The following is a 26096-nucleotide window of genomic DNA, read 5'->3' as shown; positions in this document are numbered from 1 at the left end:
ACGGCGGGCTCTGCGCAGGAGGGTGCGAGCAGAGTCACAAATCGGACCAGGCCATGATGCGATGGTGCGAGCACCTGAGCTCTGGAAGCGCAAGGCGGCCGGAATCGTCGCGTCGGTCGTTCAGGTCGGGGCGTTCATGTCCCTGTTCCTTGTCCTTTTCACCGACGACAACCATGTGCGCCGGTTCGTGGTGACTGTGTCATCGCTGTTCGGGCTGCCGGTGGACGAGAACATCTTCATCTTCGTCGTCCTGCTGGTGCTGGGCGCGGCGCTGCGGCGGCGCAAACGGGCCGCGTTGTGGGCGTTGGTCCTGTTCGAGGTCGGGACGATCCTGTCCGCGGCGATCTACGAGGTCACGCTGGTGCTGGACCCCGAGGTGCTGGACGACGGCATCGACTCCAACGACGTGTTCCTCTGGCTGGGCATCAACCAGGGCGTCGCGATTCTGACGATCGCCCTGCTGGTGGTGCTGCGGCCGGCGTTCCCGGCGCAGGTGGCGCCGGGCGCGTTGCGCAAGGCGATCTCGATCCTGCTCAGTGGGCTCGCGAGTGTCACGGTGGTCGGCTGGGCGTTGACGGCGCCGTTCCCGGGCACGCTCACCGAGGCGGGTGAGAAGTTCCTGTGGTCGGCGAACCAGGCGTCAGGTGAGGTGCTGCGGCTGCGCGCGCTGGGTGTCGGACGCGGGCCTGACTGGCTTTCGCTGCTGTTGGACATCCTCGGTGCGTTTGTCGCGGTTGTCGCTTTGTACGTGTTCTTCCGCGGCGTGCGCGGGCAACGTTTGCTCGCGCCGGGGGAGGAACTGCAGGTACGGGAGTTGCTCGCCGAGTACGGCGAGCGGGATTCCCTGGGTTACTTCGCCACCAGGCGTGACAAGAGCGTGGTGTTCGCACCGTCCGGCCGTGCGGCGGTTACGTACCGTGTCCTGGGTGGCGTGAGTGTGGCCAGCGGCGACCCGATTGGTGACCACGAAGCGTGGCGGCACGCGGTGGACGCGTGGCTAGCTGAAGCGCATCGATACGGTTGGACAGCGGGTGTCCTTGGCGCGAGCGAGGACGGCGCGCGCGTGTACACGTCGGCCGGGCTGAAGGCGTTGGAGATCGGCGACGAGGCAATTTTGGACGTTCGCCAGTTCACGCTGGCCGGCCCGGATCGCAAATCCATCCGCCAGGCCGTGAACCGGATCGAACGTGCCGGGTACACCTGCCGGGTGCGCAGGCATGCCGAGATCTCCGAAAGCGAGATGGAGACGCTACGGAGTGCCGCGCAGCACTGGCGTGGCGCACAAACCGAGCGGGGATTCTCCATGGCGCTCGGCCGGTTGGGCGACGCGACGGACGGTCGTTGCGTCATGGTCGAGGCGTACGACCTCGCGGGTCGGCTACGCGGGTTGCTGTCGTTCGTACCGTGGGGGAGGCGTGGACTGTCGCTCGACCTGATGCGCCGTGACCGGGAAGCCGGAAACGGGCTCAACGAGTACATGCTGGCCGGGCTCATCGACGCGAGCGGGAAGATCGGCGCGCAGCGGATCTCGCTGAACTTCGCGATGTTCCGCTCGGTGTTCGAGGAGGGCGAGAAGATCGGCGCCGGCCCGGTGCTGCGCGCGTGGCGCAGGACGTTGAGTGTGGCGTCCCGGTTCTTCCAGCTGGAGTCGCTGTACCGGTCCAACGCGAAGTACGGCCCGGAATGGGAACCGCGTTTCCTTTGCTACGCCAGGACTCGGCGGTTGCTGAAGGTCAGCATCGTGGCCGGCGCGCTGGAAGGGTTCGTCCCGACGTTGCAGCGCAAGAAGGTCCTGCGGGCCGAGCCGGTGAGCGAGGAATTCCTGGAGCAGGCCAAACAGATCGAGGAGCGCGCGGCGACGGCGGTGCCCAAGCAGGCTCGGCGGCCGGAGCAGGTCCGGGTCCGGCTGGCGAAGCTGGATCGGTTGCGGGAGGCCGGTCACGACCCGTATCCGGCCGGGTTCGACCGCGAAGTCACGCTTTGCGAGGTCGTCGACCGGTTCTCCGGGCTGGAACCCGACACCCGGACTGGCCGGCACGTACGAGTCGCAGGCCGGGTGGTCGCCAGCCGCGACCTTGGCGGTCTGTGTTTCGTGCGGTTGCGGGACTTCAGCGGTGAGCTGCAGGTCATGCTGACCGGTTCGAGCCTGCACGACTGGCGGTCCCTGATCGACCTCGGCGATCACGTCGGGGTGGCCGGCGAAGTCGTGACGTCCCGACGAGGTGAGCTGTCGGTGCTGGCCGAGGACTGGGCCGTTACGGCAAAGTGCCTGCATCCCTTGCCGGACAAACGCAAAGGCCTTTCCGATCCGGAGACGCGGGTCCGTCAGCGATACCTCGATCTGGTGGTCAATCCTGACTCGTCCCAGATGCTCAAACTACGGTCCACAGTGGTCCGGGCGATTCGGGATACCTTGCATGACAAGGACTATCTCGAAGTCGAAACGCCCATGCTGCAAACTGTGCACGGCGGCGCGAACGCGCGTCCGTTCGTCACCCACATCAACGCCTACGACATGCGGATGTATCTCAGAATCGCGCCGGAGCTGTACCTCAAACGACTGTGTGTCGCGGGCGTGGAACGTGTCTTCGAACTGAACCGGAACTTCCGGAACGAAGGCGTGGATGCCAGCCATAATCCGGAATTCACCATGTTGGAGGCGTACCAGGCCTACGCCGACTACACGACGATGCGCAAACTCGCCCAGCATCTCGTGCAGCAGGCGGCCCGCGCGGCTTATGGCGCGGAAGTGGTCCGCCGGGACGGTGCGGAGTTCGACATCTCCGGTGACTGGCCGGTGGTCAGCGTGCACAGCGGGGTTTCCCAGGCGCTTGGCGAGGAGATCACCCCGGACACGCCGGTGAAAACGTTGCGCGCGTTGCTCGGCAAGGCCGGGATTGTGCTGGACGACGAGTTCGGCCACGGCCATCTGGTGCAGAAGGCGTACGAATTCCTGGTCGAGGGCAACACCGTCGAACCGACGTTCTACACCGATTTCCCGACCGACACATCCCCGCTGACCAGGCAACATCGCGTCGAACGACGGCTGGCTGAACGCTGGGACCTCGTCGCGTTCGGCAGCGAGATCGGCACGGCCTACACCGAGTTGACCGACCCGATCGAACAGCGCCGCCGGCTTGAGGCGCAGTCCTTGCGAGCGGCCAGCGGTGACGTCGAGGCGATGGAACTGGACGAGGATTTCCTGCGTGCGCTGGAACACGGCATGCCGCCGACCGGCGGGATGGGCATGGGCGTGGACCGGCTGCTGATGATGCTGACAGGCTCGTCGATCCGGCAGACCGTGCTGTTCCCGTTCGCCCGGCCACGCTGAGTTCACCTCTGTTGGATGAATGAATCACCGGGGGTTACCGATGGCCGGTGAATCTGCTTCAATGCGTCTGGGAGCGCTCCCAGAAACCCTGCCTCAGTGTCGAGAGAGGAGCAGCGATGCGCCGGATTGTGCTCGCCTTGGCAGCCGCGCTGGCCCTGGCCCCCACCCATGTCGCACTTGCCGCCGACCCGATCGGGATGACCAGCGGCTTCTATGTCGACCCCTACTCCAACCCGGCGAACTGGGTCCGCAACAACGGCTCCGACGGCCGTGCGCAGAGAATTCAGGCCGCCATCGCCAGCAAGCCGATGGCTCGCTGGTTCGGATCGTGGAGCGGCGACATCACTTCGGCCGTCAGCAGTTTCGTCGGCGCCGCCGACGCGGCCGACAAACTCCCGGTCCTGGTCGCCTACAACATTCCTGGCCGGGACGCGTGCGGCGGGCATTCCGGCGGTGGCGCGGGCTCGCCGGAGGCGTACCGGACCTGGATCTCGGGCTTCGCGGCCGGCCTGGGCAACCGCCCGGCGATCGTGATCCTCGAGCCGGACTCGTTGGCGGACTTCAACTGCATGAGCTCCAGCGCGATCGCCACCCGCAACGGGATGATCAGGTACGCGACCGAGCAACTGCGTGACCGCGCCACCAACACCTGGGCCTACCTGGACTCCGGAAACGCCCGCTGGGTGCCCGCCAACACCATGGCGGGCCGGCTGGACAGCGCGGGCCTGCGCAACATCCACGGCTTCGCGATCAACGTGTCCAACTACTACACCACATCGGAGACCGCCGCCTACGGCAACTCCGTCAGGTCCTCGCTGCCGGGCTACCAGAAGCCGTTCATCATCGACACCAGCCGCAACGGCAACGGGTCCAACGGCGAATGGTGCAACCCGGCCGGCCGCAGAATCGGTAGTACCGCCCAGACCGGCGGCGGCGCGGAAATGCTCGTGTGGGCCAAGATCCCCGGCGACTCGGACGGATCGTGCGGGATCGGCGCCGGGATCCCGGCCGGCCAGTTCAGCCCTGACTTGGCCATCCGGCTGATCGACGGCCGCTGATGAGGGCTGTTCTACCCTCCTGATCATCAGGCATGAGCCGATACCTTGGCGGGTAAGCAAAACCAGGGAGGTGCTCGTGCCTGGTGCGGAGTGGGAACAGCAGGTCGAGGCGACCGCGGCCGGCTACCGGCGGATGGCCGAACGGATCGAGCAGATCCTGGTCACCGAGGCGTCCACGGACGGCGCCGTCCGGGTCACGGTCTCAGCATCGGGCCTGTTGACGGACCTGCAGCTGGCCGACCGCGAACTGGCTGCTCAAGTCCTGGCGTGCATACGCAAGGCGCAGGCCAGGATCCCGGACCTGATGCGCACGGCAATGGTGGAAACCGTTGGCACGCAAGATCCGAACACGCACCTTGTGCTCGCGGCGGCTGCCGAACGCTTTCCTCCGTTGCCTTCCTCCGCGCCGCCGCCTCCGCGTGCGGACATGGTCACCGGGGCCGAGGGGGACTGGGACGAACGTGCTGTCCTCGAAGACATCGGCGGGCCGTCATGACGTATGAGAACCTGCAAGCACTCTCGGCCTCGATGAGGCCAGTCAGCGCGTTGTCCTCGGCCGGGCTCGGGCAACTGTCAGGCCTGGTCACGCCCCTGCAAGGCGTGCTGGACCGGTTGGCGGGCAACGCTTCGGCTGTGCACTCGTTCGTCGACGCGTGGAACACGGTGAACCAGCGAATCACCCAGATCCAACGTCAGCTCGAACAGTCGGTGACCTCAGGGACCACGGACTGGAAAGGCGACTCAGCCGACAAATACCGGCGCCGCACGGACGATTTCGCCAAGTCGCTCAGCCAGTTCGCGGCAGCCGCGGCGAAGGCGGCCGCCACGGCCCAAACTACAGCCGCCGCCGTCGCCAGCGGCCGTTCCGCGGCGAACGACCTCATCACCGACCTGATCCAACGCCTGATCTCCCTGGTCCGCCAACTGATGGCAGCCGAAGGCGGAATGACAGCGACCGTCCTGGCCCAGGCGGGCCAGCTCGTGAACAGTTTCGCCAAACCGGTCGCGAACATCGAACGCCAAGTCCAGACAACGATCAGCAACGCAGCCAAACCCCTCACCGAGGTGACCACCCTGCTGGGCGCGATCACCCGCCTCTGGGACAGCTACGCGGGCATGGACGGCGACCGACCTGGGACCCAGCTCGCCCAAGCCATGCCAGCGACGCGCGGAACCAAGAAGCCAAACCCAATCGTCGCCCCCGACGACGACAAACCGCCACCGCCGGCCCACGAACTGACCCACGTACAGCAGCAGAACGGCAAGGCGTTGCCCAGCGGCAACGGCCGCGGCGAGGAACCGGGGAAAAAGAAACAGGTCCCTCAGAGCTGAGGGGGAGTGGGCCCCCGATGTCCCGTTGGTTGCACCCGACGCAACCAATGGGACATTGGGGGCACCGGGCTCAGCCCTCGCGCCAGGCGCTGGTGATAGGCAGGCGGCGGTCACGGCCGAACGCCTTGAGGGTGATCTTGGTGCCTGGCGGGTACTGGCGGCGCTTGTATTCGGCGAGATCCACCATTCGCAGGACCTTGTCGATCACTTCGGCGGAGAAGCCCTGGGCGAGCAGGTCCGAGTAGCCGCGGTCGCCTTCGACGTAGTCGTCGAGGATGTCGTCGAGCAGTTCGTAGTCCGGCAACGAATCCGTGTCCAGCTGGCCCGGGCGCAGCTCGGCTGAGGGCGGTTTGGTGATGGAGTTCTCCGGGATCGGCGGGATCTCACCGCGTTTCTCGGCTTCGGCGTTGCGCCACCGGGCGAGTTGCCAGACCAGGGTCTTGGGCACGTCCTTGATCGGGGCGAAACCGCCGACCGCGTCGCCGTAGATCGTCGAGTAGCCCACCGCGAGCTCGGTCTTGTTGCCGGTCGCCAGAACCAGGTGGCCGTGCTGGTTGGACAGGCCCATCAGGGTGACGCCACGGCACCGGGCCTGCACGTTCTCCTCAGCCAGCCCGGTCAGGCCGAGTTGACGCACGAACACGTCGACCATGTCGGCGATCGGCTGGACCGAGTAGTGCGCACCGATGCGCCGCGCCAAGTCGGCGGCGTCGTCCTTCGAGTGTGAGGACGAGTACGTCGAAGGCATCGAAACGCCGTAGATCGCCGACCCGCCCAGCGCATCCGCAGCCAGCGCAGCGACAACGGCTGAGTCGATCCCGCCGGACATCCCGAAGGTCACCGAGCGGAACCCGTTCTTGTGCACGTAGTCACGCAACCCGGTGACCAGCGCGAACCACACCTCGGCCTCCTCCGGCAGCGGCTCGGCGACCGGCGGCGGAGGCAATGGCTGGTACGACGGCACCGGCGCGGAAGACAGTGAGATCCGGCGTACCAAGAACTCCCCGAACTGGCCCTCCGTGCGCGGGGCGGTGCCAGGCAGGTCCATATCCAGCACGGTCAGGTGCTCGACGAACTGCGGCGCACGAGTGAGCAAGGTGCCGTCCACGGAGACCACCATCGAGTCGCCGTCGAACACGAGCTCGTCCTGGCCGCCGATGAGGTTGACGTACACCAGGGGAGCGCCCGCCTCGGCCGCACGCCTTGCCACCAGAGGAAGCCGCTGGTCGTCCTTGTTGCGCTCGTAGGGCGAGGCGTTCGGCGACACCACGAGGTCGACGCCGGCCTGGCCGAGCGCCGCGACCGGCCCGCCGTCCTGCCAGATGTCCTCGCAGATGACCATGCCGACCTCAAGGCCGTGCAGCTGGACGATGTCCAGCTCCGTGCCCGGCTTGTAGTAGCGGCGCTCGTCGAACACGCCGTAGTTCGGCAGATGGTGCTTGAACTGCGTGGCCACGACAGCGCCCTCGTAAAGCACCGCGGCGGCGTTCCGCGGGCCCACGGAGTCAGCGTCCAGATAGCCGACGTAAGCCGCCACAGACCCGCAGCCGGCATCGGCCAGCCGGACCGCGAGATCCTCCAGGGCACGCTTGGACGCGGCGGCGAACGACTCGCGCAGGGCGAGATCCTCGACCGGATAGCCGGTCAGGCACATCTCAGGGAACACCACGAGGTGCGCACCCTGCTCGGCGGCCTTGCGGGTCCACGCCACGATCAGGTCGGCGTTCCCGGCGAGGTCCCCGACCCGGCTGTTCACCTGGGCGGCGGCAATGCGGAGCTGAGGCATACGGCTATCCTCTCGCATGTTTTCGCCTCTGAGGCGGAAATGTGGCGCACGGATCATTCATGCTGCCACGACAGGTAACCCCTTGCGAATCACTCACAAGGGGTTACCAGGCCAAATGGGGTTTAACGCTCCGCGCGGACCTTCTTGACCTGGGCGCGGACCTTCTTGAGGGCCTGTTCGGCGTCGGAGTCGAAGGGGTTGTCGTAGATCATGTAGGTCCACGTGGAGGTCGGCCGTTTGAGGCCGGCCTCTTCCAGCTCGGCGCCCTTGGCGCTGATCTTCACGGTTTCGAAGGAGTCCGTGGCTGTCTCGTGGGCCTCGGGCACGATCTGGTTGAAGGCCGGGACGACGGCTCGGTGGAACTCGTCGATCGGGGTTTCCTTGGCCAGGGCGCGCAGGTGAACGGTCTCCCGCACGTCCGAGGTGAAGCCCAGGTGGTCGACCCAGCGCCGGTCCAGGTGGTACAGCACGATCTGGCGCGCGGCCTCGGCCACGAGGTCCTCGCCGAACTCCTCGAGAAGTTCCTTGTGCCGTTCGGGGGAGTGCTTCTCGAACAGTTTGTCCGCGACGTCGCTGTGCAGGATTTTGTCGCGGTGCTCCATGATGATGTCGCGCTGCTGCTCGATCAGCCGGGTGTAGCGCCAGGTGTTGCGGTGGATCTCCAGTTCGACGCCCTCGGCCACGCGCTGCGCGTGGCCCACGTACGCCCGTGCGGTCTTGTCCTTGATCAGGCCGTTCTCGCCGGGCGGCTCTTTGAGCACGTGCAGCTGCACTTCGGGCGAGTACTGCACGAGCTGCTCGTCTTCCATGCTGGAGAAGAACACCGAGCCGCCTGGGTCGCCCTGACGGCCCGCGCGGCCGCGCAGCTGGTCGTCGAGCCGTGAGGACGGGTAGTGCCCGGTTCCGATCACGTACAGGCCGCCGAGTTCGGTGACCTTGTCGTGGTCGGCCTCGTCGTGCCCGCCGAGCCGGATGTCGGTGCCGCGGCCGGCCATCTGGGTGGACACAGTGATCGCGTTGTACGCGCCGGCCTCGGCCACGATCGCGGCTTCCTCGGCGTCGTTCTTGGCGTTGAGCACCACGCACTCGAGGTCGTTCTCGGCCAGGCGCTTGGCGATCCGCTCGGACTCGGCCACGTCCAGGGTGCCGACCAGGATCGGCCGGCCGGTCTCGTGCGTCTTGACGATCTCTTCGATCAGCGCGTCTTCTTTGGCGTCCTCGGTCGTGTAGAGCCGGATCAGCTCGTCCTCACGGACACACGGCTTGTTCGGCTCGATCTTGGCGACCTCGAGCTTGTAGAACTCGCGCAGCTGCTCGGCGACGGCGACAGCGGTACCTGTCATGCCGCAGACCTGCGGATAGCGCGCGATGAGCGCCTGCACGGTGATCGAGTCGAGCACCTCGCCGCTCTCGGTCGCCGCGACGGCCTCCTTGGCCTCGACGGCCGCCTGCAGACCGTCTGGCCACCGCTGCAGTGCCGCGATACGGCCACGCGACGTGTTGATCAGCTGGACCTTGTTGTCCCGCACGATGTAGTCGACGTCCCGCTCCAGCAGTGCGTGCGCGTGCAGCGCCACGTTCACCGCGGCCAGGTACTGGCTGTCCTCGGCGTACAGGTCGACGCCACCGAGCGCCTTCTCTACGGCCTTCGCACCGGACGGTGTCAGCCACGCGTTACGGCCGTCGTCGTCTTCCTCGTAGTGCACGCCCGCACGCAGCCGACGCACGATCTCGGCCATGTCGGCGTCACGCTCGACGCCCTCGGCCGTGCCTGCCATCACCAGCGGCACTTTGGCCTCGTCGACGAGCACGGAGTCGGCCTCGTCGATCAGCGCGACCTCAGCTGCGTTGGGGATCTGCACCTGGTCGGCGGGGTCTGTGGCCAGCCGGTCGCGCAGCAGGTCGAAGCCGATCTCGCTGACCGAGCCGTAGCAGACCTCGGACTCGTATGCGTCGCGCCGGTGCTCGGTGCTGACGGCCTCGCCCACGTACCCGACGGTCACGCCGAGCAATTCATACACCGGACGCATCCACTCCGCGTCACGCTTCGCGAGGTAGTCGTTCACGGAGATGACGTGCACACGCTTGCCGCGTACCGCGTACCCTCCGGCGGTCAGCGCGCCGGCGAGCGTCTTGCCCTCACCGGTGGCCATCTGTACGACGTGACCGGACAGCATGCCCATGACGCCCAGCAACTGCACGTCGTACGGGCGCTCGTTCAACGCCCGGCTGGCCGCCTCACGGGCCAACGCACAGTATTCGACAAGCTCGTCATCAGCGAAGTCCCGTTGCGAGCCCCGCAGCTTCGCGACCTTCTTGGTCAGCTCGGCGTCGCTGAGTTCCGCGACCTCCGCCTCCCGGTCGGCGATCTTGGGCAGCAGGGCTTCGTACTTGGTCAGCTCCACCGACGCAGGTCGTTCCAGCAGTCGGCGGAACCGACCCTTGACCTTGGCGAGCATCGTGGCCACGCGGCACCTCCAGCAGTACGGCTATGCACAGCCTTAACGCGACGGTGTTCATATCGAGTTCCGCCCGGCCCGGCTTTTACTCCCGATGGCAGTATCGAGATGTGACACTGCCGGGCCGTACGTGGCGATCATCCCTCGCATTCATGCTGGTCGCAGCACTTGCGGCCTGCACTTCGTCCACCGGAGCGCCCGCCGCTCCGATTTTCACAGAACAGCGGGGGCCGACGGGCACGGTACCCGCCGGACTGGAACGTTTCTACGGCCAGTCGCTCACTTGGGGTGACTGTGTCCGTTTTGCCCAGACTGCCAGCGACGAGAGCACACTCAAGGCCAAGGACGCCAGGTGCACACGTCTGACAGTCCCGCTGGACTACGCCAAGCCGGATGGCGCCACGATCACGATCGGTATCCTGCGGGTGCAGGCCAAGGACCAGGACCGGCGGATCGGCTCGGTGCTGGTCAACCCGGGTGGGCCGGGCGCCTCCGGGTTGACCTCGGCGATCCGCCTCGCGGGCCAGGCCAAGGACAGTGAGCTGGGCAAACGTTTCGACTTCGTCGGTTTCGACCCGCGCGGTATCGGGTCGAGCGAACCTGCCATCAGGTGCCTGACCGATCAGGAGCGCGACGCGGAACGAGCCGAGGACGACGAGCTCGACTCATCACCCGAAGGCGTGGCACGCGTCGAGGCCGAGCAACGCGACTACGCGAACAAGTGCGTGCAACGGACAGGCGACGGCGTCGAGATGCTCGCCAACATGGGCAGCAGGGACGTCGCCAAGGACATGGACGTGCTGCGGTCCGCGCTCGGTGACGAGAAGCTCACCTACATCGGCTACTCCTACGGCACGCGCCTCGGCTCGATGTACGCCGAGACGTTCCCCAAGAACGTCCGCGCGCTCGTGCTCGACGGCGCCCTGGACCCCGACCAGAACGTGGTCGACGAACTCGTCGCTCAGGGCGAGGGTTTCCAGAAGGCGTTCGACGCGTTCACCCAATGGTGTGTCAAACGCCAGGACTGTGCGCTCGGCCAGGACCAGGGTCGGGTCCTGCAGGGTTACTGGGACCTGCTCCGGCCGTTGATCGACCGGCCGCTGGACACCGGCGAGAACGGCCGGAAGCTGTCGTACTCCGACGCCACGACCGGTGTGATCCAGTCGCTCTACGCCGAAGAGCTGTGGGAGACGCTCAACAACGGCCTGTCGGAGCTGAAGCGCCAGCGCGCCACGACATTGATGATGCTCGCCGACACGTATTTCGAACGTGACCAGAACGGCCATTACTCGACCACGCAGGACGCCTTCACGGCCGTGCGATGCGTTGACGACCCGCGCGTGACGGACAAGGCGCTCGTGCTTGAGGCACAGCAGCGCTACAAACAAGCCGCGCCTTTCCTCGACGACGGCAAGCCCGCGAGCCCGGCGCTCGACGCGTGTGCCTTCTGGCCGGCGCCGAACACGTCCCAGCCGCACGTGCCGCAGATCCAAGGCCTGCCGCCGGTCCTGGTGGTCTCGACCACTGGTGACCCGGCCACGCCGTACCAGGCGGGCGTCAACCTGGCGAAGGCCCTTGGCGGCGGACTGCTGACCTACGAGGCGACTCAGCACACGGCCTTCCTGCAAGGAAACCGTTGCGTGGACGACGCCGGCTCGGCCTACCTGGTCGATCTGACCGTGCCGCCTGCCGGTCTGCGGTGCTCGTAGCGGCTATGTTGAAAGATGTGCGCCGATTGGGAGCGATGGCGGTTGCCGTCTTCACGCTGACCGCCTGCTCGACAGCCATGCCGGGAACTCCGCTCGCGGCACCGCCGCGCGGCCCGGTCGGCCCGATCCCCGCGGGACTGGAGAAGTTCTACGGACAGGAGCTCGCCTGGGGCGACTGCGAGCCCTATGTGAACGACGAGCTCAGCAAGTTGTCGTTCAAAGGCGATGTCGAGTGTGCGCGGCTGGAGGTGCCGGTCGACTACGCACGTCCGCAGGCAGCCACGGCCAAGCTCGGCCTGTTGCGCAAGCGGGCGGGCAAACCGGCCGACCGGATCGGCGCGCTCGTGCTCAATCCAGGTGGTCCAGGCCAGTCCGGGATGGTCGCTGCGGCGAGCATGGACTGGAAGAGCAGCCTCGCCGCCCGGTTCGACCTGGTCGGCTTCGACCCGCGTGGCGTGGGCGCCAGCGAGCCGAAGGTGAAATGCCTGTCGGACAAGGAAAAGGACGCCGAACGGCTGAAGCCGCCGATCACGGGCGTGTCGCCGGAGGCAGTGGCGGCCATCGAGCAGGAGAACAAGGAGTTCGCGGAGCGGTGCGCCAAGGAGACCGGCGCGGACATGCTTGCGAACATCGGCACGCGGGACGTCGTGAAGGACATGGACGTGCTGCGGTCGGTGCTCGGTGAGCGCAAACTGACCTACCTGGGATTCTCCTACGGTACGAGGATCGGCACGGCGTACGCGGAAGCGTTCCCCGGCAACGTCCGCGCGATGATCCTGGACGGAGCGGTCGCCCCGAACCAGGATCGCGTGCAGCAGATCATCGGCCAGGCCAACGGTTTCAAGAAGGCGTTCGACTCGTTCGCCGCGGCCTGCACCAAGAAATCCACCTGCGCGCTGGGCACGTCCGCGCCGGGCGCCGAGGCCGAGCTGGACAAGATGGTGGACCCGTTGAAGGCCACACCACTGGCGGTACGGGACCGTAAACTGTCCTATTCGGACGCGGCGATCGCGGTGATCCAGGGGCTGTACAGCGAAGAGCTCTGGCCCACGCTGGAACAGGCGCTCGGCGACTTCAAGGCAGGCCGGGGCGACATCCTGCTGAAGCTGTCGGATTTCTATCAGGGCCGCAACGCCGACGGCAGCTACTCCAGCTCGCAGGACGCCTTCACGGCCATCCGGTGCGTGGACGACCCGCCGGTGAAGGACCGCGCGGTCGTGGCGGACGAAGCCCGGCGAATCGCCGAGGGCGTGCCGAAAGGCGCACTGGACGATGAAGAGGACAACGCGCCCGCGTTGAGCCCGTGCGCGTTCTGGGCTGTCCCGAACACAAGCGCTCCGCACGAGCCGAAGGTTTCAGGCCTGCCTGAACTCCTGGTGATTTCGTCCACCGGTGATCCGGCCACGCCCTACGCCGCGGGAGTCGAGCTGGCGAAAGCACTCGGCGCGGCCCTGTTGACCGTGGAAGCCAACAGCCACACGGCTTTTCTGCAGGACAACCGTTGCGTGGACGACGCGGGGACGGCGTATCTGATCGACCTGAAACCGCCCGCGGAGGGCACGCGCTGCAAGTAGCTCGTCCCAATTGGACCGAAATAGGCATAGTCGTACGAGCCTGAGCGTGCCATTCTGTGCGCATGACACGCCCCCGCCGCGCCTTCATCGGCGTGATCGCCGCTGCGCTCGTCACGACAGTCTCCGGGTGTGGCCTGTTATCCGGCGAGGACTCCAGTACGCCCGCCGGCACCGGAGTGGAGAAAGCCAAGATCAGGCTGGGCATCATCCCCATTGTGGACGTAGCGCCCGTGCATATCGCGATTCAGAAAGGCTACTTCCGCGACGAGGGCGTGGAGGTGGAGCTCAAGGCCATTCAGGGTGGTGCGGCCGGTATCCCCGGTCTGGTCAACGGCGAGCTCGACGTGACCTTCGGCAACTGGGTCTCCTTCCTGGCCGCCCAGGCCAAGGGCGCGACCGACCTCAAACTGGTGGCCGACGGCTACCGCGGCAAGCCGGAGATGTTCCTGGTGATGGCCATGCCGGGCTCGCCGATCAAGACCGCGCAGGATCTGGTCGGCAAGAAGGTCGCGGTGAACACGCGCGGGAACGTCGCCGAACTGGCCGTGCGCGCCGCGGTCAAGGCCAAGGGCGTGGACGCCAACACCGTGCAGTTCACCGAGATGGCGTTCCCGGACATGCAGCCGGCATTGCAGCGCAACGACATTGACGCGGCTCTGCTCGTCGAGCCGTTCATCACCCGTGCGCAGCAACAGATCAATGCCTTCACCGTGGTCGACACGATGACTGGGGACGCCAGCGAACTGCCCATCGGCGGCTACGCGACCAGCGCGAAGTTCGCCGCCGGGAACCCCAAGACGATCGACGCCTTCCGGCGTGCGCTGGTCAAGGCCCAGCGGGACGCCGGTGAGCGGCGTGAGGTCGAATCCGTGGTCACGGGGTACGCCAAGGTGGACGCCGCGGCTGCGAGCATGCTGCACCTGGGCTCGTATCCGAGCAGTATCGACGTCGGGCGGCTGAAGGGTGTCGTGTCCTTGATGAAGGCCAACGGCATGCTCACCGGCGACGTCGACCCGGCCACGATGTTGCTTGCCCCTTAGGGCAGTTGGAAAGGGTTGCGCGGCAACGTCTCCGGCCGCGCAACCTCAGTTCCCTTGGTTTCCTGTGTAGTTGGCTGGCTGAAGAGGTTCTGATGGGAGGCCTTCGCCTTGGCCCGAGGGACGTCGCCCGCGTCATCGGCCGAGGCATGGCTGAACAGTTCTGGGGTAATGGCGCACATCCTTAAGGAAGAAGTGCTGTGACCCCACTGATTCTAGCCGCGAGCCGCCCACCGCAGGGGCCACTTCAGGGTGAGGCGCGCCGTTGTTGTTCGCGAATCGCGATCGGCGCCCCGGCGAGGTCCTCGTCGTTGCACAACAACTTGACCTCGTAGTACGGCGAATTCTCACTGTCGTCGTAGTCCAGGTGGATCGCGATCACGTCCACTGGCTCGCCGAGCCACTGCTCGGCTTTTCGCAGCCAGGCTGCTGACCGTTCCAAGGCGGTCGGCAGGTTGTCATCACGGAAATCCACCGGGCGGTACGCCACTTCCTGGACTTCGTCTTGCGCATGGTCCAGCCGGGGCAGATCAACCGCCACGCCGGCCTCGTCTAGATCCAGTACGACCCGTTGCTCGGTCACTTTCGAAGGGTCCCTTAATTCCGGCGCCTTCGCAATCCGCGATCGATCTCAATCTGCCTGCCGCGCACGCCCGACACACAGCGCGAGCAGGGCGCCTGCCACGCAGATCAGCGACGTGATCAGGAAGATCTCGCTGTACTCGGTGTTCAGTGCGTGAAACAGCTTTGCCTTGTACTCCACCACCTGGGCGTCGAACTGCTCCTTGCTCATCCCGGGGAACGGCAACGGCTGGTCGAGATCGGCGGTCAGGCTGTGGAAGCGGTAGAGGCCCCAGGCTGTGAGTGCAGCCACACCGACCAGCATGCCCGTCATCCGGGCTACGACCACACCGGCGGATGCCACACCGTGTTGCGCTGCGGGCACAACGCGTAGCACTGCCGAGGACAACGGCCCGATAACCAGGCCGAGACCGAGACCCGCCAGCACCAGATCGGTGTCCAACCGTGGCAGCGAGACGAAGCCGAGGTCGTGCCGCGCGGCCAGCACGTCGATCGGCCAGCCGGAGATCAGCAGGTAGCCGCCGGCCGCGATGAGCAGCCCGCCGAACGCGACCCATCGGTCGCCGACCCGGCCCGCGAGCCAGCCGCCGAGCAGCGCCCCGACGGGCAACGCGACCAGGAACCGCACCAGCAGGAAAACGGCTTCGTTCCGGTCCTTGCCGAGCAGTGTCTGCGCGATCAGTTCGACGTTGACCAACGTGACCATCAACGCGGCGCCCGCGGTCACGGAAGCGCCGAGTGCGGCCAACATCGGCCCCATCCGCACACCCGCCGGGTCGATCAGCTTGGTGCGCGCGAACTTTTCCCAAGCCAGGAACGCGAACAACGCGATGACCGCGCCGATCAGCACGGGCACGCCCCACGGAGGCAGCACCGCGTGTTCCGGATCGGGGTTGTACAGCGCGACAACAGTGAGCCCCAGTGTCACGGCCAGCAGCGCGCCGCCGGTGACGTCCACCTTGGCCGGTGGCGGGCCGCTCTTGTCCCGGCCAGGGACCGTGAAATGAATAGCCACCATCGCGATGATCGCCAGCGGCACGTTCACCCAGAACAACCCGCGCCACGAACCGAACGCGACCGCGAGCAGAACACCGTAAATAGGCCCGAGCACACTGCCGAGCTCCTGCGCGGCACCGACAGCGCCGAGCACTGTCGAGCGACGCCGTTCCGCCCATAGGTCTGCCGCGAGGGCGAGCGTGACTGGCAACAATGCACCACTGGCAATGCCTTGGATGACACGGCCGATCACCAGGATCGGCAGATCCGTCGCGATGGCCGTGACGATCGAACCGATGGTGAACCCGATCAGGCAGGCCTGCAACAGGGCCCGGCGGCCGAACCGGTCGGATGCCTGTCCCAGCAACGGCATCGCGGCGATGTAGCCGAGCAGGTACCCCGTCACGATCGGGGTGGCCTGCTCCAGCTTGTTCACCGCGATGCCCATGTCGCGCATGATGTCGTTGAGCACGCTCACGACCACGTACGTGTCGAGCGCGCCCAGCAGGACTGCCAGGCCCCCGGCCCCGATCGCGACCTTGCGGCCCTTGCGGGTCACGTCCCCCAGTACGGTCATCAGACCGGCTTGGTGACGGAGACCGGCTTGTTCACTTCGGACAGCGTGATGTCCACGGTGTTGCCCGGCGAGATCTCGACCTGCGCGCGCACAGGCTGGTGATTGCCCTCGTTGCGGACCCAGACCTTGACGTTCACATCGGACTGAACGCCCGGCACCAGGCCGGTGACGATGTCCTTGGCGACCTTGCCCGAGATCCGCACGGCCATGGCGCCTGCCACGTCCTCGTTGCCCTCGCTGACCGGGGACTGGATCGACGCGAGCAGTTTGGCCACGCCCCGCTCGGGATCCAGGATCGCCGACGGGTCGTAGATCTTGGACGCGTCACCGAACTCCTGCCAGGAGCCGGTGATCCCCTTGATGTACAGCTTCTTGCCGAACAGCACGAAGTCGACCTCGAAGACCTGGCCGAACTGGTCGAGTTTGGCCTTGCCCTTGGCCTCGCCCGCCCGGTTGAGATCGCCGCTGACCTCCTTGACCGGGACACCCGGCACCTGGCCGGTCACGGTCAGCGCGAAGGTCGCGCTGTTGACGGATTTCATCGTCTCGGAGGCATCCTTGAGCAACGCCGCGCCGTCCGGCGGCGGGGTACCGGTGTCCGGCGTCGACGAACAACCGGAGGCGGTGACCAGGCCAAGAACACCGAGCACGACCAGACGCTTGAACATGGGGGCATCGTAGGGCGCACTCGCTGAGACATCCCTGACACCTCACCCGCCGCAACCGAGTTGTTGTGCCCCCAAAGTGGCGTTGGGAGCATCCAGCGCTCCGAAAGCCACTTTGGGGGCACACCTTTTCAGCTCGGCGGGCGGAATGCCTTGCGGTATCCCAGCGGGGACACGCCGAGCGTCGTGCGCAAATGCTGGCGCAACGACGCCGCCGTGCCGAGCCCCGATTCCGTCGCGACCCGGTCGACCGCGAGATCAGTGCTTTCCAGCAGGTGCCGGGCGCGCTCCAGGCGCTGCTGAAGCAACCACTTGCCCGGCGACACCCCGGTTTCGGCCCGGAATCGCCGGCTGAACGTCCGCACGCTCATCCGCGCGTGCCCGGCCATCGTCTCCAGAGCCAGTTCCTGCCCGAGCCGTTCCAACGCCCACGCCCGGGTCGAGGCCGTGGACGCCTCGCCGATCTCGGGCATCGGCCGTTCGATGAACTGCCGCTGCCCGCCGTCCCGCCACGACGGGACAACGCAGTAACGCGCCGCGTGATTGGCGACTTCGCTGCCGTGGTCGTTGCGCACCACATGCAGGCACAGGTCGATGCCCGCGGCGAGCCCGGCCGAGGTGAGCACGTCGCCGTCGTCGACGAACAGCACCTCTTCATCGAGCAGCACATCCGGGTACAGCCTGCGGAACTCGCGGACGTGGGCCCAGTGCGTGGTCGCCGGCCGTCCGTTCAACAGCCCAGCCGCGCCGAGCACGAACGCGCCGGTGCAGATCGACATGATCCGGGTGCCCGGCCGGATGAGCGCCAACGCCTCGCCGACCTCCGCGGGCAGGACGCCGTCGTACCGCGGTCCATGGATCCGTGTGCCGGGGATGATCACGGTGTCGGCTTCGGCGAGCGCCTCCGGGCCGTGGTCCAGCAGGAGCGAGTACCCGGCTTCGTACGTCCGGACCGGCTTCGCGTCGACTCCGCATATGCGCACGTCGTAGCGGCCGGGCCCGGCGGCTCCGAAGACCATCGAAGGGATGGCCAGGTCGTAGCCGATCACGTCCGACAGTGCCAGAACGGCCACCACGTGCGTCATGGCCGAATTCTTGCACATATTGTCATTCTGGCCACTGGTTGGCGGCGGTCCGCCCATTCAGACTGACCCGGTGACTCAACTCGAGGTGCGGACCAGGCGCGTGCACTGGGCCTGGTGGGTGGCAGGCGTAGCGTTCATCTCCCTGCTCGGCGCGGCCGGATTCCGGGCGGCGCCCAGTGTCCTGATCGACCCGTTGCACCAGGAGTTCGGCTGGTCACGCGGCACGATCTCGTTCGCGGTGTCGGTGAACCTGGTGCTCTACGGCCTGATCTCCCCGTTCGCCGCGGCGCTGATGGAACGCCTCGGCATGCGCAAGGTCGTCGCGGGCGCGCTGGCGCTGGTCGCGGCAGGCGCAGGGCTGACGGTATTCATGACTGCCAGCTGGCAGCTGGTGCTGTTCTGGGGAATCTTCGTCGGCGTCGGTACCGGGTCGATGGCCATGGCCTTCGTCGCGACCGTGACCTCACGGTGGTTCGTCAAGCACCGAGGCCTGGTCAGCGGCGTACTCACGGCGGCGGGCGCGACCGGCCAGCTGATCTTCCTGCCGGTCGTGGCGAACATGGCCACCGATCTCGGCTGGCGCCCGGCCTCACTGGTGATCGCAGCCGTGGCGTTGCTGGTCGTGCCGATCGTGCTCATCTTCCTGCGGGACCACCCGCATGACGTCGGCACGACAGCACTCGGTGCCGAGACAGACGAGCCGCCGCCGGTCGCGAACAAAGGCGCGGCACGCCGTGCATTGCAGGTGCTGGGGACATCGGTGCGGTCCGGCACCTTCTGGATGCTCGCCGGTGGCTTCGCGATCTGCGGGGCGTCGACCAACGGCTTGGTCGGCACGCATTTCGTTCCCGCCGCGCACGACCACGGCGTACCTATGACCACCGCGGCAGGTCTGCTCGCGCTGGTCGGGATCTTCGACGTGGCCGGCACGATCTTCTCCGGCTGGCTGACCGACAGGATCGATCCGCGCTGGCTGCTCGGCGCGTACTACGCGTTGCGCGGCGGCTCGTTGTTGCTGCTGCCGCACCTGTTCGGACCGACGGTCGAACCACCGATGTGGGCCTTCATCATTTTCTACGGCCTCGACTGGGTGGCGACAGTTCCCCCGACCGTGGCGTTGTGCCGGGACAAGTTCGGTGTTTCCGGCCCGATCGTGTTCGGCTGGGTGTTCGCGTCGCACCAGCTGGGTGCGGCCGTCGCCGCTTTCGCCGCCGGCACGACCCGCGACCACCTCGGCAGCTACGACCTCGCCTGGTACGGCGCCGGAGCCCTCTGCATGATCGCCGCGCTGCTCTCGATATCCATCCGGCGAACCCCGACGCGCATGTGATCGACATCTGCAAAGGTCGCGGTGTCAAGGTGGATGTGGCCTGACACGCTCTGCGACCACGGAACCCCACCCACGAAACACGCCGTTAACACGGTCTGCCTAGGCTCACGACATGGATCGGCAGCAAGAGTTCGTCCTGCGCACACTCGAGGAGCGCGACATCCGGTTCGTCCGGCTGTGGTTCACCGATGTGCTGGGATTCCTGAAGTCCGTCGCGGTCGCGCCCGCGGAACTGGAAGGCGCGTTCGCCGAGGGAATCGGCTTTGACGGCTCGGCGATCCAGGGCTTCGCGCGGGTCTACGAGTCCGACATGGTCGCCAAGCCGGACCCGTCGACCTTCCAGGTCCTGCCGTGGGAGACCCCGGAGGGTGACCACTACTCGGCGCGGATGTTCTGCGACATCACGATGCCCGACGGGTCGCCGTCGTGGGCCGACCCGCGGCACGTGCTGCGCCGGACCCTCTCGCGGGCCAGCGAGATGGGCTTCACGGTGTACGTGCACCCGGAGATCGAGTTCTTCCTGCTCAAGGACCTGCCGGCGGACGGCCGCGAGCCGGAGCCTGCGGACAACGGCGGCTACTTCGACCAGGCCTCGCACGCCACGGCGACCAACTTCCGCCGGCACGCGATCGAGGCGCTCGAGGCGATGGGCATCTCGGTGGAGTTCAGCCACCACGAGGGCGCGCCCGGCCAGCAGGAGATCGACCTGCGTTACGCCGACGCGCTGACCATGGCCGACAACGTGATGACGTTCCGGTATGTGGTGAAGGAGGTCGCCCTCACCCAGGGGGTACACGCGTCCTTCATGCCGAAGCCGTTCTCCGACCAGGCCGGTTCCGGGATGCACACGCACCTGAGCCTGTTCGAGGGCGACCGCAACGCCTTCTACGACGCCGAGGACCCGTACGAGCTCTCCGAGGTCGGCAAGGCCTTCGTCGCCGGCCTGCTCAAGCACGCCCGCGAGATCTCAGCGGTGACCAACCAATGGGTGAATTCCTACAAGCGGCTGATCGTCGGCGGCGAAGCCCCGACAGCGGTCTGTTGGGGCCACGCGAACCGGTCGGCCCTGGTACGGGTCCCGATGTACTCGCTGGGCAAGGCGTCCTCCCGGCGCGTGGAGATCCGCAGCCTGGACTCGGCCTGCAACCCGTATCTGGCCTATGCGGTGATCATCGCGGCCGGCCTGCAGGGTGTGCAGAAGGGCTACGAACTGCCGCCCGCGGCCGAGGACGACGTCTGGTCGTTGTCGGATTCGGAGCGTCGTGCGGCCGGTTACGCGAACCTCCCGCAGAACCTGGGCGAGGCCCTGGCCGAGATGGAGAACTCGGAACTGCTGGCCGAATCACTCGGCGAGCACGTCTTCGACTTCTTCCTGCGTAACAAGCGTTCGGAGTGGGACCAGTACCGCCGCAGCGTCACCCCGTACGAGCTGCGGACACTGTTGCCGGTTCTGTGAGAGAAAGGGCCCTCGCGGTGAGGGCCCTTTCCGTACTAATTGGTCGGCAGGGTCGGAATGGCGCCACCGCCGAGTGATTCCCCGGGCTTCCTGGCGAATCCGTCCGGAATCGTGTGCTCAAGCAGTTTCCGGTTCTCCGCGGTGGCCGGCAGCCAGTCGATGGCCATCGTGTAGTTGCCGAAGACCGCCCGGTTGGGCAGGTAGGTCCTGGCGTCCAGCCATATCTCGACCCGCAGTCCCCGCCGGACCCCGATCAGGTGAATGCCGCCATCGTTCGGCCGTACTTCGGTGATCTGGTCGAACCATGAGTTCGGATCGCCCACCCCGGATCCGGAGACCTCGGCGACCACGTCGTCCCCGAGCCGGTATCCGTCGAAGAAGCCGACGGTCCGCGCCGGGTAGTCGATCTCCTCCTTGTAACCGGGGCGGACGATTCGGTCGAACTTGTCCGGCCAGCTGATCCGGGCGAGCTTCTCCGACCGCAGTGCCCAGCTCGCGGCCGTCGAGACCGTCGGGCTTTCCACCGAATGCCCCTCGGTGGTCCCGGGCGTGAACTGCGCGATCATGTTGTTCGTCGTGACATGCATGATCATGTTGTTCGCGGCGGCGGTGGCCTGCTTCGCCTTGCGGACGATCGCGGCCTGCCCCGGCGAGGCCGATTCGATCGGCAATGGCGTGCTGCTGGTGAACAGACCGCCCAGCAACGCCACCACCAGTGCGGTCGCCGCGATCGAACCGCCGACCAGGCCTGCCCTGGCCCGCTTGTGCCTGCGTGCGTGTCCTTCGGCGACGGTTTTCAGCAGATCGCCTCTTGGCATGAGCCGGACCGACTCGGCGTGCAGCCGGTCGCGCAGCTCGTCCTCGGTGATCATGAGTTCTGCACCTCGATCTCTCGTGGCTCTTCGAGCAGCTCGCGTAGCCGGTTCAGTGCTCTGCTGGTGTACGACTTGACCGTGCCTTCGGTGCAGCCGAGCGCGGCTGCGGTGTCGGCGATGGTCAGGTCGGCGAAGAACCGGAAGACGATCACCTCTCGTTGCCGTGCGGGCAGGTGGCGCAGTGCCTGGGTGAGCGACTCTCGGTCGGTGACCTGTTCGGCGGCGTCCGGGAGCGCGAGCTGCGGAAGATCTGGATGATGTCGCTCCCGGACGCGACGGCTCAGGTTCCGCCAACGGTCGCGGGAGAGGTTGACCAGCACCCTGCGCGCGTAGGCCTCGGGCCGCTCACTGGCAGCCGACCAACGCCACGCGACGCGGAGCAACGTCGTCTGCAACAGGTCCTCGGCATGGCCGCGGTCGCCGGTCAGCAGGTAGGCCGTGCGCAGCAACGACGGCGATCGTGCCCGCACGAAATCCTCGAACGCTGGGTCCAGCTCGCGAGAACCACCGTGGAATCTCATGCCAGTCAGAACTCCATCCCCAGGCACCGGGTTGCCCCCGATACTGGGTGACGACCCTGGGTCAGGAAAATTTCTCCGAACGGGTGGCGAGTCCCACTTCCGGGTCGACCCAGCGCGGCCCTGTCTGCGTCACGACCCGGCCGCACCCGCCCGTAAGCCGCCGAGGTATTTGGTCGCACTCCCGTGACCTGCAAGGACAGTGTGTTCCGGGTGCCACCGAAGCCAGGCACACCCGGGCCGCGCTAGTTTCGTGGGTGTGACCGAAGTGTCTGCGTGCACGGTGGCAACAAGCGCCCAGCTTCCCGCCGCCCGGGTGACGGCGGAGTCGTTCCGCGCCGCCCACCCCGGAGCCAGGTTCGACATTCTGCTGGTGGACGGCGAGCCCGGTGGTGATGTGCTGACGCCGTCGGATATCGGCATCAGCGATGACGAGCTGGCGATGCTGTCGACCGCCTACACCGCCGCGCAGGTGCGCGCGGTGCTGCGGCCACAGCTGCTGAAGGCGTTGCTGGGCAACGGTCCGGTGGTGTACCTCGATCCGTGGGTGCTTGTGCTCGCGTCGTTCGACGGAATCGTGCAGGACGCTTTGAAAACTGGCGACTTTGCGTTGGTGCCGCGAGTGCTGCAGCCGTTGCCGCATGACGGCCTGGCGCCGACGCCGGAAGACCTGATCGAAGCCGGTGTGTACGAACCCGGTTTCCTCGCGGTCGGGCCGGGCGCGGGGGAGGTGCTGAACTCCTGGTCACGGCATGCGCGCCGGACTCCCGAAGCCGCCGACGGCTTCCTCGACGGCCTGCCCGCGCTGGCGAAGCACCATGTCATCCGGGACGTCGGCGTCGGACTCTCGGTGTGGAACGCCGGCCAGCGTGACCCTGAGCTGCTGAGCAGCGGTTACATCGTGCAGGCCGTCCCCATCGGCGAGCCGCTGATCCTGCGGACAGTGCATTTCCACGGGTTCGACCCGAAAAAGCCCTGGCTGTTCTCCGCGGACATCACCGACCGCCCGCGGGTGTTGCTGTCTGAGCGGCCCGGTCTGGAAAACCTGTGTGAGGACTACCGCGCGAAACTGGTCGACGCGGGTATGTCGGGCAAGGGCAAACCGTTCGCGCGTCTGTCTGACGGGACGACGTTGCCCGAGGGGTTGCGCGCGGAGTTCCGTAAGGCGTGGCAGGACGCTGACGTGACAGGGACGCAGCCGCCACCTGCGGCGACCGACGAGAAGGCGTTCCTCCGTTGGGCCTGTGCGTCGGTCGACGGCCTGCCGGGCAGCACGAGGTGGGCGCACGCGTTGTGGCTGGATGACAAGTGGCTGCGCGAGCGTTATCCCGATCCTTTCGGTGCCAACGGGGACGAGTTCAGGCGTTGGTGCGAGGGCGAAGGCGTGCTGCAGGGCCGGTTGCATCCGGTCGCGGTACCCGCGCCGCCACCGGTGAAGGTGGAACTCGTCGACCAGCTGGGCGTCTCCGTGCTCGGTGTCGGCCCGCTCGCGGAGTCCGTACGGCTGAGCGCAGGTGCGTCAGGGCTGCCGGTGTCTGCTGACGCGAGGTATCCGGTCGTGCTGTGCTGTGGCGACGTGACTGACGTTCCGCTGAACCGTCACGTCGTGCAGGTGACGGACGAACCGATCGTGCCGTCGGCTGGTGTGGACGAGGTGTGGGTGCCGTGGCCGGCGCCGCCGGGTACCCAAGCCGTCGTGCTCCCTGTGCCTGACCAGGGGGAGCGCGAGGAGGATGAACGCGACGAGGCGCTGGCGAACCTTGGCGTCCCGTCGGGCGCGGTGTTCACCAGCTTCGTCGACCACGACGAGGGGTGTTGTCCCAACGAGTCGGATGTGGTCGCCGCTTTCCGGGCTGCCTTCCCTGACCGTTCGGACGTCACATTGCTTCTGGCTGTGCGTGGCGCGGCCGATCAGCGGGCCGCGGCGGAACGGTTGCGGCTCGCGACCGCGCACGACCGCAGAATCCGGTTGGTCGAGGCGGAATCCGCGCACCGGTTGGCAGTTGACGCCGCCGACTGGGTGGTTCTGTTGCACGCCAAGGAATGCGCGACCGCGACCGAGCTGAGTGCGATCGCGGCCCGTGGTGTTCCCCTGATCACCACGAATATCGGCGTCGCCGCCGAGCTGTTCGACTCCGACAGTGTGATGTTCGTGTCCCGTGTGGACAGACAGGACGAACATATCCAGCACGCCGCCCGGCTGATGCGAGAACTCGCGCCGGACACCGCGCGCGCCGACAAGGTGGGCGCCGCGGGCCGTACCCGCGTGCTGGAGCGGCGTTCGATCGGGATCTCGTCCGAGCAGTTGCGGGAACGGGTCGAACACGCCTATCGGAGCTGGCGGGTCGAGCACGGCCGCAGGGTGGCCGGGGAACCAGACCCGTTCGCGCCGTTGCAGGCAGCCAGGCATGCGTTACTGCGTCAGCCGGATGTCGAGATGGGACACCGGATCCCGATGGCGCCGGCGCTGCGCAAAGCCGTTCTGCGCGTGCTGAACCACTACGACCATCACGTCCGGGCGATGATGGGGTCCATTGTGGACTCCGTGGACCGGTCCACCAGGGAGGTCATCCGCCGCCAGGAGGAACTGGCGGCGGCCCCGCAGGCCGAGGCCCCGGCCGGGCCCGATCCGCGGGTGGACCGGCTGACCACGGCACTGGACACGGCCATGCGCCGGATCGAGAACCTCGAGGACCGGCTGATCGCCCAGACGCGGGACCGCGACGAGAGTCACCGAGCCGCCACGGCCGCGACGCGAACTGCTGACGCGCTGCGACGAGTCATGGTCCGTGAACACGAACGGGTACATGGCGGCGTCGAAGGCAGCTCGCTCGTGCTCACCGATGCCGGCCTGCTCAGACTGCCGTCCGACGACATCGCGATGTTGCCGTTGCTGTCCAGCAACGGGGTGTGGGAACAGCCGGTCGCGGACCTGATCGACTCGCTGATCGAACCCGACGGGGTGTTCCTCGACATCGGTGCCTATGTGGGGTACCACACACTCCGGATGCTCACCCGGATGGGGAATTCCGGCGCGGTGATCGCGGTCGAACCGGATCCGAAGGCGGTGCAGCTGCTCAGGCGCAACATCGCCGCCAACCTCCCCGAACACCTCGCCGACCGGCTCTTCGTGGTGGAAGCCGCGGCGTGGGACACCGAGGGAACGCTGGTCACCGATCCGGCACTGGGCGGTGGGGTCAGCGTCTGGCCAGGAGCCGGCGAACCCGAGCGGACCGTGCCGTCGGTCCGGCTCGACAAAGCGCTGGAAGCGTTGAAGGGCTTGGGAAAGCTCCGGCTTTCGGTGATCAAGGCGGACGTTCCGGGACGCAGTCACCGGGCGCTGGCCGGGCTGGTCCGGCTGCTGCGCAGGGACCGTCCGCACGTGATCTGCTCGTTCTCGTCCACGGGGATGAAGGAGCTCGGCGACGACCCGTTGACCGTGCTCCGGGAATTCCGCACGTGGGGTTACGAGGCGGCGTTCGTGGGCGACCAGCAGACCACCCCGCTGCCCGAGATGGCCCAGGCGCTGGCCTCCTCAGGGGAGCGAAACCTCTGGCTCAGGCCTCTGACCAGCCGATTTGACTTTGCCCCCCGGGACTGAGTAACTTTCTCCACGTCGCAAGGACAGCCGGACGGAACAGGACGAAAGAGCCTGGCGGGGACGGCGAAGGGCAGAAAGCCTCTCAGGTATCCTGAGTAGGAACAGCCCACCGGGTCAGGCGGATT

At 67.0% G+C, this 26096-nt stretch carries 18 protein-coding genes; 10 read left to right on the top strand and 8 right to left on the bottom strand.

What is annotated here, in order from left to right; all coding sequences use genetic code 11:
• Window positions 1-61 precede the first annotated feature (61 nt).
• The 4 genes from lysX to JOF56_RS04865 all read left to right on the top strand — a co-directional run bounded on the left by lysX (window position 62) and on the right by JOF56_RS04865 (window position 5721).
• Complete coding sequence (lysX, locus tag JOF56_RS04880) at window positions 62-3331, top strand: bifunctional lysylphosphatidylglycerol synthetase/lysine--tRNA ligase LysX (RefSeq protein WP_209634966.1); 3270 nt, start codon at window positions 62-64, stop codon at window positions 3329-3331.
• A gap of 116 nt (window positions 3332-3447) precedes the next feature.
• On the top strand, window positions 3448-4389 hold the full coding sequence (locus tag JOF56_RS04875; RefSeq protein ID WP_245378147.1) for a glycoside hydrolase family 6 protein: 942 nt from the start codon (window positions 3448-3450) through the stop codon (window positions 4387-4389).
• 76 nt (window positions 4390-4465) lie between these two features.
• On the top strand, window positions 4466-4885 hold the full coding sequence (locus JOF56_RS04870; RefSeq protein ID WP_209634965.1) for a YbaB/EbfC family nucleoid-associated protein: 420 nt from the start codon (window positions 4466-4468) through the stop codon (window positions 4883-4885).
• Between the two features lie 32 nt (window positions 4886-4917).
• On the top strand, window positions 4918-5721 hold the full coding sequence (locus tag JOF56_RS04865; RefSeq protein ID WP_209634962.1) for a hypothetical protein: 804 nt from the start codon (window positions 4918-4920) through the stop codon (window positions 5719-5721).
• Window positions 5722-5791: 70 nt separating this feature from the next.
• Here JOF56_RS04865 and JOF56_RS04860 read toward each other — a convergent pair whose 3' ends face one another.
• Together JOF56_RS04860 and secA2 are read right to left on the bottom strand one after the other, a co-directional pair.
• Window positions 5792-7507: an NAD+ synthase gene (locus JOF56_RS04860; protein ID WP_209634960.1), complete on the bottom strand. Its 1716-nt coding sequence runs from the start codon at window positions 7505-7507 to the stop codon at window positions 5792-5794.
• A 122-nt stretch (window positions 7508-7629) separates the two neighbouring features.
• On the bottom strand, window positions 7630-9966 hold the full coding sequence (gene secA2, locus JOF56_RS04855; RefSeq protein WP_209648005.1) for an accessory Sec system translocase SecA2: 2337 nt from the start codon (window positions 9964-9966) through the stop codon (window positions 7630-7632).
• Between the two features lie 152 nt (window positions 9967-10118).
• Between secA2 and JOF56_RS04850 the strand changes: the two genes are divergently transcribed.
• The 3 genes from JOF56_RS04850 (at window position 10119) to JOF56_RS04840 (ending at window position 14289) form a co-directional block, all read left to right on the top strand.
• Window positions 10119-11675 (top strand): alpha/beta hydrolase, encoded by a 1557-nt coding sequence (locus JOF56_RS04850; protein ID WP_209634958.1) that lies wholly within the window; start codon window positions 10119-10121, stop codon window positions 11673-11675.
• 35 nt (window positions 11676-11710) lie between these two features.
• Window positions 11711-13249: an alpha/beta fold hydrolase gene (locus JOF56_RS04845; RefSeq protein WP_209634956.1), complete on the top strand. Its 1539-nt coding sequence runs from the start codon at window positions 11711-11713 to the stop codon at window positions 13247-13249.
• 62 nt (window positions 13250-13311) lie between these two features.
• Entirely contained in the window at window positions 13312-14289 is a 978-nt protein-coding gene (locus tag JOF56_RS04840) for an ABC transporter substrate-binding protein (protein WP_209634954.1), read from the top strand.
• A 244-nt stretch (window positions 14290-14533) separates the two neighbouring features.
• Here the strand turns inward: JOF56_RS04840 and JOF56_RS04835 are convergent, their stop codons facing one another.
• The 4 genes from JOF56_RS04835 to JOF56_RS04820 form a co-directional block, all read right to left on the bottom strand.
• Window positions 14534-14869, bottom strand: a complete 336-nt coding sequence (locus JOF56_RS04835; RefSeq protein WP_209634951.1) for a hypothetical protein — start codon at window positions 14867-14869, stop codon at window positions 14534-14536.
• A gap of 48 nt (window positions 14870-14917) precedes the next feature.
• On the bottom strand, window positions 14918-16441 hold the full coding sequence (locus JOF56_RS04830) for an MFS transporter (protein ID WP_209634948.1): 1524 nt from the start codon (window positions 16439-16441) through the stop codon (window positions 14918-14920).
• Window positions 16441-17109 carry an LppX_LprAFG lipoprotein gene (locus JOF56_RS04825; protein ID WP_209634945.1) on the bottom strand — a complete coding sequence of 223 codons (669 nt, stop codon included), beginning with the start codon at window positions 17107-17109 and terminating at the stop codon, window positions 16441-16443. Before JOF56_RS04825 ends, JOF56_RS04830 begins: the two co-directional genes overlap by 1 nt.
• Before the next feature lie 128 nt (window positions 17110-17237).
• Window positions 17238-18191 carry a GlxA family transcriptional regulator gene (locus JOF56_RS04820; RefSeq protein ID WP_245378146.1) on the bottom strand — a complete coding sequence of 318 codons (954 nt, stop codon included), beginning with the start codon at window positions 18189-18191 and terminating at the stop codon, window positions 17238-17240.
• A 70-nt stretch (window positions 18192-18261) separates the two neighbouring features.
• Between JOF56_RS04820 and JOF56_RS04815 the strand changes: the two genes are divergently transcribed.
• Window positions 18262-19521, top strand: a complete 1260-nt coding sequence (locus JOF56_RS04815) for an MFS transporter (protein ID WP_307854922.1) — start codon at window positions 18262-18264, stop codon at window positions 19519-19521.
• A gap of 112 nt (window positions 19522-19633) precedes the next feature.
• Window positions 19634-20977, top strand: coding sequence for a type I glutamate--ammonia ligase (gene glnA / locus JOF56_RS04810; RefSeq protein WP_209634923.1), 1344 nt, complete (start codon window positions 19634-19636; stop codon window positions 20975-20977).
• Between the two features lie 35 nt (window positions 20978-21012).
• Here glnA and JOF56_RS04805 read toward each other — a convergent pair whose 3' ends face one another.
• Window positions 21013-21849 (bottom strand): hypothetical protein, encoded by an 837-nt coding sequence (locus JOF56_RS04805; protein ID WP_209634920.1) that lies wholly within the window; start codon window positions 21847-21849, stop codon window positions 21013-21015.
• Window positions 21846-22373: a SigE family RNA polymerase sigma factor gene (locus JOF56_RS04800; protein WP_209634916.1), complete on the bottom strand. Its 528-nt coding sequence runs from the start codon at window positions 22371-22373 to the stop codon at window positions 21846-21848. Before JOF56_RS04800 ends, JOF56_RS04805 begins: the two co-directional genes overlap by 4 nt.
• Window positions 22374-22629: 256 nt before the next feature.
• Here JOF56_RS04800 and JOF56_RS59985 point away from each other — a divergent pair, with 256 nt between their 5' ends.
• Complete coding sequence (locus JOF56_RS59985) at window positions 22630-25971, top strand: FkbM family methyltransferase (protein ID WP_209634913.1); 3342 nt, start codon at window positions 22630-22632, stop codon at window positions 25969-25971.
• Window positions 25972-26096 lie beyond the last annotated feature (125 nt).

This window comes from Kibdelosporangium banguiense (assembly GCF_017876405.1).
In the GTDB taxonomy this organism is placed as follows: domain Bacteria; phylum Actinomycetota; class Actinomycetes; order Mycobacteriales; family Pseudonocardiaceae; genus Kibdelosporangium; species Kibdelosporangium banguiense.
The sequence above is the reverse complement of the archived record's forward strand: the minus strand, read 5'-3'. Positions and strand labels throughout refer to the sequence as shown.